Origin of the sequence: Novipirellula sp. (assembly GCF_041583735.1) — a bacterium.
Lineage (GTDB): Bacteria > Planctomycetota > Planctomycetia > Pirellulales > Pirellulaceae > Novipirellula.
Genome location: NZ_JBFHFD010000304.1, coordinates 1 through 9,734, shown reverse-complemented (window position 1 = coordinate 9,734; position 9,734 = coordinate 1). Strand labels below are relative to the sequence as shown.

Annotated in this window: 8 protein-coding genes; 4 read left to right on the top strand and 4 right to left on the bottom strand. The window is 55.1% G+C overall.

Annotated elements, in window-relative coordinates:
- Positions 1–2,367: DNA polymerase I (gene polA, locus ABX962_RS20505; RefSeq protein ID WP_372721882.1), on the bottom strand; the 2,367-nt coding region annotated here is incomplete at its 3' end.
- 162 nt (positions 2,368–2,529) lie between these two features.
- Here polA and ABX962_RS20500 point away from each other — a divergent pair.
- Positions 2,530–3,543, top strand: coding sequence for an NAD-dependent epimerase/dehydratase family protein (locus ABX962_RS20500; protein ID WP_372721881.1), 1,014 nt, complete (start codon positions 2,530–2,532; stop codon positions 3,541–3,543).
- Here ABX962_RS20500 and aroA read toward each other — a convergent pair.
- Both aroA and ABX962_RS20490 read right to left on the bottom strand, forming a co-directional pair.
- Positions 3,522–5,006, bottom strand: coding sequence for a 3-phosphoshikimate 1-carboxyvinyltransferase (gene aroA, locus ABX962_RS20495; RefSeq protein ID WP_372721880.1), 1,485 nt, complete (start codon positions 5,004–5,006; stop codon positions 3,522–3,524). The genes ABX962_RS20500 and aroA overlap by 22 nt on opposite strands.
- A 25-nt stretch (positions 5,007–5,031) precedes the next feature.
- Positions 5,032–5,304, bottom strand: a complete 273-nt coding sequence (locus tag ABX962_RS20490; RefSeq protein ID WP_372721879.1) for a hypothetical protein — start codon at positions 5,302–5,304, stop codon at positions 5,032–5,034.
- Positions 5,305–5,575: 271 nt separating this feature from the next.
- On the opposite strand from ABX962_RS20490, the gene ABX962_RS20485 reads away from it, so the two are divergent.
- Both ABX962_RS20485 and ABX962_RS20480 read left to right on the top strand, forming a co-directional pair.
- On the top strand, positions 5,576–6,037 hold the full coding sequence (locus tag ABX962_RS20485) for a hypothetical protein (RefSeq protein WP_372721878.1): 462 nt from the start codon (positions 5,576–5,578) through the stop codon (positions 6,035–6,037).
- 300 nt (positions 6,038–6,337) lie between these two features.
- Entirely contained in the window at positions 6,338–6,913 is a 576-nt protein-coding gene (locus ABX962_RS20480; RefSeq protein WP_372721877.1) for an adenine phosphoribosyltransferase, read from the top strand.
- A 103-nt stretch (positions 6,914–7,016) separates the two neighbouring features.
- Here the strand turns inward: ABX962_RS20480 and ABX962_RS20475 are convergent, their stop codons facing one another.
- Positions 7,017–7,556 carry a hypothetical protein gene (locus ABX962_RS20475; protein WP_372721876.1) on the bottom strand — a complete coding sequence of 180 codons (540 nt, stop codon included), beginning with the start codon at positions 7,554–7,556 and terminating at the stop codon, positions 7,017–7,019.
- A gap of 453 nt (positions 7,557–8,009) precedes the next feature.
- Here ABX962_RS20475 and ABX962_RS20470 point away from each other — a divergent pair.
- Positions 8,010–9,734 (top strand): multiheme c-type cytochrome (locus ABX962_RS20470; protein WP_372721875.1); only part of this gene is annotated, 1,725 nt, incomplete at its 3' end.

The window sequence follows — 9,734 nt, the reverse complement described above, 5'->3', positions numbered from 1 at the left end:
TTCACCACGAGGAATGTTCAGCCGTTGTTGCAGTCCAAATCCTGAGATGCCATAGATGATGCCAAAGTTTACGGTCTTGGCCTTGTCACGCATCTCACGCGTCACCTCTTCAGGGTCGACCTTGTAGACCTTGCTCGCCGTGACGGTATGAATGTCTTCACCACTGATGAACGCTTCACGCATCGCTTCGTCGCCGCTGAGTTCGGCCATCACGCGAAGTTCGATTTGCGAGTAGTCGGCCGACAATAGCACGTGATTTTCATCACGCGGTACGAATGCGGCTCGAATTTCACGTCCGCGTTGCTTCCGCACCGGGATCGTTTGCAGATTGGGGTCGTTGGATTGAATACGACCGGTCGCGGTCCACGTTTGGCTGTAATGCGTGTGTAGTCGACCTGTCTTGGGATTGACCGCCGCGGGAAGTTGATCGACGTAGACCGATTTCAATTTTCGGGCGCCTCGGTATTCGAGCACGTCGCGGATGATGGGATGCTTTCCGGACAAACGTTCGAGTTCGGCTTCGCGAGTCGAATATTGCCCGGTCGCCGTCTTTTTGGGATTCTTTTCGATCTCGAGTTCTTCGTACAGCACCACGCCAAGCTGCTTGGGCGAATCAATATTGAACTCGTGTCCGGTCGCGGCAAAGATTTGATTTTGCAGGTCCTCGATTTCACCGCTGAGCGTGCGTGAATATTCGTGCAACGCTTCGCTGTCCAACCGAATGCCTTCGTATTCCATATCGACCAAGACGCGGACCAACGGGAATTCGACTTCGTAACAAACCTGGCTCACGCCGGCCGCCTCGAGATCCGCACGCAGGATCTTAGCGACCTGGAACGTGACATCGGCGTCTTCACAGGCGTACTCGGCCACTCGCTCGACCTCGACGTCACGCATGTTCTTTTGGTCTTTGCCCTTGGGGCCAATCAAATCGCTGGTGGGAATCGGTTTGTAGCCCAGATACAGCGTGGATAGGTAATCGAGCCCATGCCGCATCTCGGGCTCTTTCATCGAGTGGGCCAACATCGTATCGACAAGTTTTCCGCGAACTTCGAATCCGTGCCAACGCAACAATGAAAGATCGTACTTCAGGTTATGACCAATCTTTTCGATCGAATCATCTTCGAAAATGGGACGAAATTCATCGATCACCGCTTGCGCTTGCTCGGGGTTATGAGGACACACGACGTAGTAGGCCGAATGCGGCTCGAAACAAAATGCAATCCCGAGCGGCAATGCAGTGCGAGGATCGAGTGATGTCGTTTCGGTATCGAAACAGATCGAGTCTTGCAGCGCCAACTTGGCGATCAGATCGGCGCGTTCGGCCGCCGTATGGATCGTATGATAGGAATGCGGCACATCACGAATCGTTTTCTCTTCAACGGGTTCGTCGAACAACGTCGCTTGAATTTCCGATTCCCGTTTTTCGCGGACAACGTTAGCGCGAGCCGATGCGGCTGAGAACGACTTGCCAAAGACTCGTTTGCCGATCGCATCAAATTCGAGTTCCGTCAACAATGCCTTGAGCGCATTGGTGTCATAACTTTTCCACAACAAATCATCGATTTCGACGCTGTGCGGAACGTCCAATTGAATCGTAACCAGGCTCTTCGAGAGCATCGCTTTGTCCTGATTCGATTCGATGTTCTCTTTTTGTTTGCCTTTTAGCTCGGACGACTTGGCATACAGCTGTTCGATCGATCCGTACTTGGCGATCAATTTCTGAGCTGTCTTGGGACCGATCCCCGGGACGCCAGGAATGTTGTCGCTCGCGTCGCCCATCAAACCGAGGATGTCGATGACTTGATCAACTCGCTCGATTTCCCATTTCTGCAAAACTTCTTTGACACCGAAGATTTCAGCATCGCCCCCCTTGCGTCCAGGCTTGTAGACAAACACGTCTTCGGTGACGAGTTGGTCGTAGTCCTTGTCCGGAGTGACCATGTAAGTGCGATACCCTTTGGCCTCGGCTTGATGTGCGATGGTGCCAATCACGTCGTCGGCTTCATAGCCAGGCATCCGAATGCTGCGGATATTCAACGCCTCGAACAAGCGATCGATCAACGGCAATTGTTTGGCAATATCCTCGGGCATCTCATCACGCTGGGCCTTGTACTCGGGGAACGCTTCGTGCCGCGCCGTCGGCTCGGGCGTATCAAAGGCGACGGCGATATGCGTCGGCTCCTCGCGGCGAATCAAATCCAATACCGTGTTCAGCACCCCAAAGACCGCCGACGTGCAGATCCCGCCCGAGGTGAACCGCGGACTGCGAACCAGAGCAAAGTGGGCTCGGTAGGTGAGTGCCATCCCGTCGAGTAAATAGAGCTTTTTGTCGCTTGGGAACAGGTCGGACGTTGTATCAGCCATAGTCGCTGCAAAATGAGGAAGCGTGTCAATGAATAACGTTATTTTTATCGCACAAGTGTCACTGGCGTAAGCCGATCGATTCGCTACAACTATTTTGCCGATCCTCGTCCGATGACAGGCTGGAAGCCTATCCCACTTTTTTCTTTGATTGATCTGTGTCTTATGCGTGTTCTCGTTACCGGGTGTGGCGGATTTCTTGGCCGCCAGATTGTCCGTCAATTGCTTCGCCGCAACGACTCGGTAGTTGGAATCTCGCGGGGCGTGTATCCCGAATTGGTCAACGAGGGAATGCAGCACGTTCGTGGCGATCTAACCGACGCCACTTTCTGTCAAAACGCAATCCGTGATGTCGACGCAGTCATTCACACTGCGGCGGTCGCGGGGGTTTGGGGACCTTGGGAGCATTTTTATTCGATCAACAAACTAGCGACCGATCACGTCATCGCGGCTTGTCAAGCGAACCACGTTCGACATCTCGTTTACACAAGCAGTCCCAGTGTGACGTTTGATTCGCAGCACCAACGCAATCTGGATGAATCGGCGGCTTATCCAAGCCACTGGTTATGCCATTATCCCCACACCAAAGCGATGGCCGAACAGGCGGTGTTGGCGGCACATGTGCCAGGGCAACTGAACACCATCGCGCTGCGGCCACATTTAATTTGGGGAGATGATGACCCGCACATCATTCCGCGGATTTTGGATCGTGCTCGACGTGGGCGTTTGAGAATCGTGGGCGATGGAAAGAATCAAGTCGACACGGTGCATGTCATTAATGCTGCGGCCGCCCACCTCGACGCGCTCGATTCGCTTGATCGTGACCCGGATCGGGGTGGTGGGCGAGCCTACTTTATCGCGCAAGACGAACCAGTGAATTGTTGGGACTGGATTCACGAGATTTGCGAGATGGGCGGCGTCAGACCACCCACACGCAAAATCAGCTACAAAACGGCGTATCGAATCGGAGCGGTGTTGGAATCGATCTATCGCACGCTTGGGCGAACGCAAGAGCCGCCGATGACACGCTTCGTGGCCGCTCAATTGGCTAAGGATCATTACTTTGATATTTCGGCGGCAAAAGAGCGGCTTGGCTACCACGTTCGCATTTCGATGAGCGAAGGACTCGATTCGCTACGCCAATCGCTCCGTGACGGTCACGCTAAGCGAGACCAGTGATGGCTGCGTCCGATTAGATTTTCGAGATCGGCGAAATATTCCGGATAGGTTTTGGCCGTGCATGACGGATTCTTGATTTTGACGCCCGCAATCCTCAGTCCCGCCAACGATAAACTCATCGCCATGCGATGATCGTGGTACGTTTCCAGCACCGCACCGTGTAACCCTTTGATGCCATCGGCAGGGGGTGTGATTGTTAAGCCATCTTCGTGCTCGGTCACCGTCGCGCCGAGCTTGTTTAGCTCGCAAGCCAAATCGCCAATGCGATCGGTTTCTTTAAAACGGTTATGTGCAACACCACGCACTCGAGTAGGGCCGTCGGCAAACAGAGCCACGACTGCTAATGTTTGCACGGTATCGCTGATTGCGTTCATGTCGATATCGATGCCGCGAAGCGGACGCCCGGTGACCGTGATCCCGTTGTCGTCTTCGTTGACCTCGCAACCCATTTTTTTCAGCACGTCGACAAAGCCGACGTCTCCTTGCATCGCGGCATGCGTCAGCCCCGTGACGGTAACCGAACCGCCACTAATCGCCGCGGCGGCCCAGAAGTAACTGGCGGCCGATGCGTCGGGTTCGATCGCGTAATCCAGACCACGATAACCGTAGCCATCGGTGTTGGCGGAACTTGAGATATCAAAAGCAATGCTTTGCCCCGCAGCGAGTCCCGAGGTGACCGTGGTGACCTTGCCACCAAACGACTCGATCACTTTCGAGGTCATGTCGACATAGGGCCGTGAAACCAATTCGCCCGTGACGGCGATCCGCGTGGTACGAGTAGGATTGGCATTGGCGTCGCTTACACCGATCGGCGCGGCCATCATCAACCCGCTTAAATATTGGCTGCTGACGGAGCCCCCCACATTGATTTCTCCGGCATGCCATCCCGCCGAATCGATCACGACCGGAGGGCATCCGTTTACCGATTCCGCGTGAATGGTTCCATTCATGATCGGGACAATCGCATCGACCAGATCCCCGATCGGCCGCTCATGCATCCGCGGAACTCCGTGCAGAGTGTATTGCCCTGAGGCCGCTGAAAGCGCCGCGGTGAGAAAACGAATCGTCGTCCCGCTGTTGGCGATAAACAGCGAATAAGGTTCGCTTTGACTTGAGGATGTCGATCGCGGTCCGGCGTTGTTGACGACGATGGTGCGTCCGCCGTCGGACACGTTAATGTCCAGCCCGATCGTTCGCAGCGCCTCGATCATGACTTCGGTGTCTTCGCTACGAAGTGCGCCGGTCAACTTGGAGGTTCCCGAGGCAAATGCGGCACAGATCAAAGCTCGATTCGTCAGGCTTTTACTGCCGGGCGGCTGAATCGCACCAGTCACAGCGCCGCCGGGCACCACTTCGACGACGGTTTCACCGCGATCCGTGGGAACGATTGCTTGGGGGCCTGATGTTGCTTGTGAGCCCGATGTACGGTCGGTTTGGGGAGACGAGGACTGAGGTTCGCGCATGATCGCAGACAGTGAGGAAACGAGGTTACATCGCCACTGGTGTACCCTGAGTCCGCACGACCAACGACCCGATAATCATAATCCCCAGCGTGCCGGTGTGAACCAACCATGCATCACCGCTTAGAGCGACCGTTCGCATCGTGACAAATGTCATGACTAATAACGCGATGTAAAACTGACGCTCAGACCAACGGGCCAAGTCGCCATGGCTGACTTTGCTCAGGCACAAAATGGCAAGCGCAAGCAGGGGCAGGATGATAGCATCGACGATTCGGAGAGTTTGGGAAAGATCCGACACGTGATTTGCTCCGGAAGATGAGATGAGATGAGATGAGGTCCGATGCCGCTTGTCTCATTTTGTATATCCCCCTCGATAGACCGACTTTAATGAATCGGCGAAAATTGCGGAAAATAGTGGGTGTGCGCGAGACATGCTAACCCGAACCAACCACTTAATCGTCAAAGCTTTCCTAAAGTGACTCAGCTTTCCTAACCGATAGAAACGTTAGCCTTCGTTTGGCGATCGATTTTCTGTTTGCGCGTACGATTTCTGGATCGGATCTCGAGTCATGGACTTTTCCACGATTATTGCCTCTGTCGCAAAGAAGCTGCTGCTACTGGCTCTCCTGGTTGGGCTTGCTCCGACCACCGGATGCCGGATTTGCGCGGAATGCGAAGATCTGGCCTACCCCGCCTACGGGGGTGCATGGCAGCGAACGCGTCGCGACGGGGGACGAGTCGGCAGCATCTTTGACCCTGCTGGGGCACGAACTCCCGAATTGGTCAATCGTGATCTGCCACTGAGCCCAGACGAGAAAGAGCGTGCGAAACGCAGCGGTGACGAAGATCGTCCGCTCGAGGAGACCGATGGCATCTCGGCCGAGCCCGATTCGATGAACCTTGACAACGAGGATTCCGATCGAAACCAGTACGATCAAGAAATGCAACGCAAAGAGAAAGAACTGCGAGACCTGGATCTCGATGAAATCCGGATTTTGCGAGGCAGTCCGGAACCGCTCACCGGAATCTAATCAGCACGTCTGCATGAGAGCGGTCGACCGCTAAGTCCGCAGAGCGAGCACGATCCGAACCCGACGTTTGAGCGAGAGACCGACACAAACCAATTTTGCCTCGCTGACGCATCGGGGTTGGGATTTATTTTTATCCAAACGCTCTCGGATGACATCGGGCATTGACCATGCTCGTGGAAACCGTACCTGTCGTTTGAAAAATCCGAGCCTACTACCTTTCCGAGCCTACTACCTTCACGTTTGGCTCTGCTTTAGGCTGTATTGATCCACTTTATGTTTCACACCACACGAGCCATTTCCATGTTGGATCTTCGTCGTTTCGTCCGAGACATTCCAGATTACCCTCAGCCGGGGATTCTGTTCCGGGACATCACCCCGATGTTGGCCGCCCCCGAGGCGCTGGCAGCCGCAACCGAGGCATTGGCCAAGCCGTTTTTGGACGCCAAGATTGACATCGTTGCGGCAGCGGAAGCCCGCGGATTCATCTTTGCTGCTCCGCTGGCGATTCGCCTTGGTGCCGGTTTTGTCCCGATTCGTAAACCTGGCAAGCTGCCTTTTGACATGCACTCGTTTGCATACGAATTAGAGTACGGCACCGATGAGCTACAAATCCATGTCGATGGGGTCAAACCAGGCCAACGCGTGTTGATCGTCGACGACCTGTTGGCAACCGGCGGAACGATGGAAGCATGCTGCCGATTGTTGGAAAAATGTGATGCCGAAATCGTCGGCTGCTCATTCCTGATCCACTTGGTGCAACTTGGCGGCAAAGAGCGGCTGAGTCCCTACTCAGTGCACTCGGTTCTGAACTATGACCAAGACGACGGCGAGACCGAATTGAGTGCTCAGAACGAGTTTCCCAATCCAACGGTTTAACAAAGTCGTTGATCGCTCCGCGATCAAAACGAGCGCCGATTGCAAGCAACGCCAGGACTTTCATTTCGCAGCGGCAATCAAAAAAAATTCTCCGCGACGTTCGTTACCACCATTCTTTGATCTCGGTGTGGATTCCTTTGTAAACCCACGTAATTGCGGCTTGGATGTAGTGCGCCGAGCCTAGTTTTTCGCCGATGCCAGGAAGTCCTAACATCGCGATAAACGCGAGCACGAAGCCCCCAAACGCAAGCGAGCTGTTATCCGATTGTTTGTAGCGGTTCCGCCGCAACGTGGGCCACCAAGTCGACCGTATCGGATCGGGTTTGGTCAGATCACGCAAACGACGAACCGCAAGTTGCGCGTTTCCATCGGGTGCGTTGAAGATCCACTGGGGATGCACTTCGGTGCGCGCGTCAGCGTATTCGAGTTCCCAAGGACCAGAAATCTGTATTTGCGATGCGTGTTTGGCAGCCACTGTCAACGTAAATCCATCGATTGACGTCTCTTGAACGACCACCGGGATGCGTCGACGCCCAATTCGTATTACCGCCTTACCATCGGATTCTTGAATGGGACAGCGAAAAAAAGACGATTCGCCTTCGTGGAGTTCTGATTCAGAACCGGTTTCGATTGTTTGATTCATACGATTAGATTTTCCATCGTCGGGAAGCAATGGATGTTTGAAAAGGAGAGAGTTCACAAACGCGATTCCCCTCGGCAATAGAACTCTCCAGCAAACCCTACTGCCAAATCGAAGCTGGAGACGAAACGATCGGTTACAAGAATTCCGAAAGAGAATACGTTGAGGCAGAACGTGCGATTTGTATCGATTAGGCAGGCTAGAGATTTGTCGCATCTCACTTTTCCGCGAGTGGACGAGGTGACGAGTCCCGAGTTTGTCCCTCTTTTCGCTGGAAAGCGGTGCCTCGTCCACCACGCGCCCCCTGTCAAACCTTGCCGATTAGGTTGACTTGTCCCCAAAAAACTGTTGGGAGTATGGTAGCGGTCGAATCGTGTCGATGGACAACAGAAACGCGGCTGTGTGTTACCACAGCTCGCACTTCGTCCTGTGGCTCGAACCCGAGACTGTTTCCCCATGCGTCCCATCGCAATCGCACTGCTGTGCGCGGGCATCGCGACGATCACGTGGTTTTCCGCGTACGCGGATGACTCGTCGATCTCCGCCCCCCGACGACCGGTACGGATCGCTGCAAAACAAAGCGAGCGTCTCGCGAGAGAAAAACAGACACGCGACGTGCTCGCACGCCAAGACGATGTGCTCGCACTCCAAGACGACGAGGATCTGCTCGCGAGCGATGAGGACCGGTTGACATCCGACGCGATGTCAACCGAGCACGACTTGCTCGCCAGCGACACGTTGGAGGGAGACGACCTGCTCGGGGAGGACGACCTGCTCGGCGGGGATGATCTGCTTGGGCCAGACCCGCTGATCAGCGGGCGGGGTAGTGAACGCGACCGGTTATCGGATCCGCTGGACTACCTTGGTCCTTCGATCACCGCCCCCGAGGCTGCCTCGACCAAGCCAGCTGCTGCCGCCGCAAAAGATCCCCACGAGGCCTTGTGGACCGAGAACAGTTACCCATCGGCCGAGACGTGTCGCAGTTGTCACCCGAAACACTATGACGAATGGAGCGTCAGCTCGCATGCTTATGCAGTCGTCTCGCCGATGTTTCAGCGGTTCGAACAAGCGATGCAGGAATATACCCAAGGAACCGTTGGATCGTTTTGCGTGCGTTGCCATTCTCCCGTGGCGACTCAGCTCGAGTTGCCTCGATCAACCAGCGTGCTCGATATGCCACCGGTGGTTCGTGAAGGGATCACCTGCATCGCCTGCCACCGAGTAAACGAACATTATTGGCGTGGCAGCAACGGCGACCGGCGGATTGAACCCGGCGACATTCACCAACCGGTCGGTAGCGGATCGCATCATACCGGCGTTGCCGACGCAGTGGCTCGTGCGGAGGAGTTGAAACTGAAAACGTCGCCGCATCAAACGGGCCCCGGCCAACCGATGCACTCGGCGAGTTTTTTCTTCGAGCCATTAACCAACAGTGACGTCTGTGTTTCCTGTCACCAAGTCGCGGTCCAGCCTGGGATTGCATTGGAAGTCGTGCACTCACAATACCGTCACGGCCCGGCCGCGGCGAAAGGCATTTCGTGCCAAGATTGTCACATGGGTGCCGTTCCTGGCAAGGCCGAGGGCTACGAGCATTGCCACGCCGCCGTGCTGAATGACAAACCGTATGGCGAACCAAAAAAACACGCGAATCATTCGTTTTGGGGTCCGGGCTACCCGATCGCCCACCCTGGAATTTTCCCTCACAATCCCAAAGCTAAACAATATTCGCCTCGCCAGTGGCTCGATTTCGATGACCGGGCGGGTTGGGGAACCGAAGCATTTGAGCAAACGGTTACACCGGGCATGTATTTTCCACCGCCATGGGATAACACCGATGACCGCCGGGATGCACGCCGCATCATTGACGCCAACCTGCTAAAGATCGAAGAGAAACGGTCCAGCGCCGTAATCACCCTCGAAGCGGGCGTGGACGTCAAAGGTCCGATCTTTCTGAGTGAACCTCGCTCCGGCGCTCCGCTGAACATCGCGTATCGAGTTTCCAATATCAGCGAAGGGCACAACTTGCCGACCGGATCGCTTGGCGCCCAGCCCCAATTGTGGCTGAACGTCGCGTTGATCGATCCCGATGGACAACGCGTGTGGGAAAGTGGCTACCTCGACTCAAACGCCGATCTTGCCGACATGAACTCTTACGACGTGGCCAAAGGGCGAGTGCCGCGA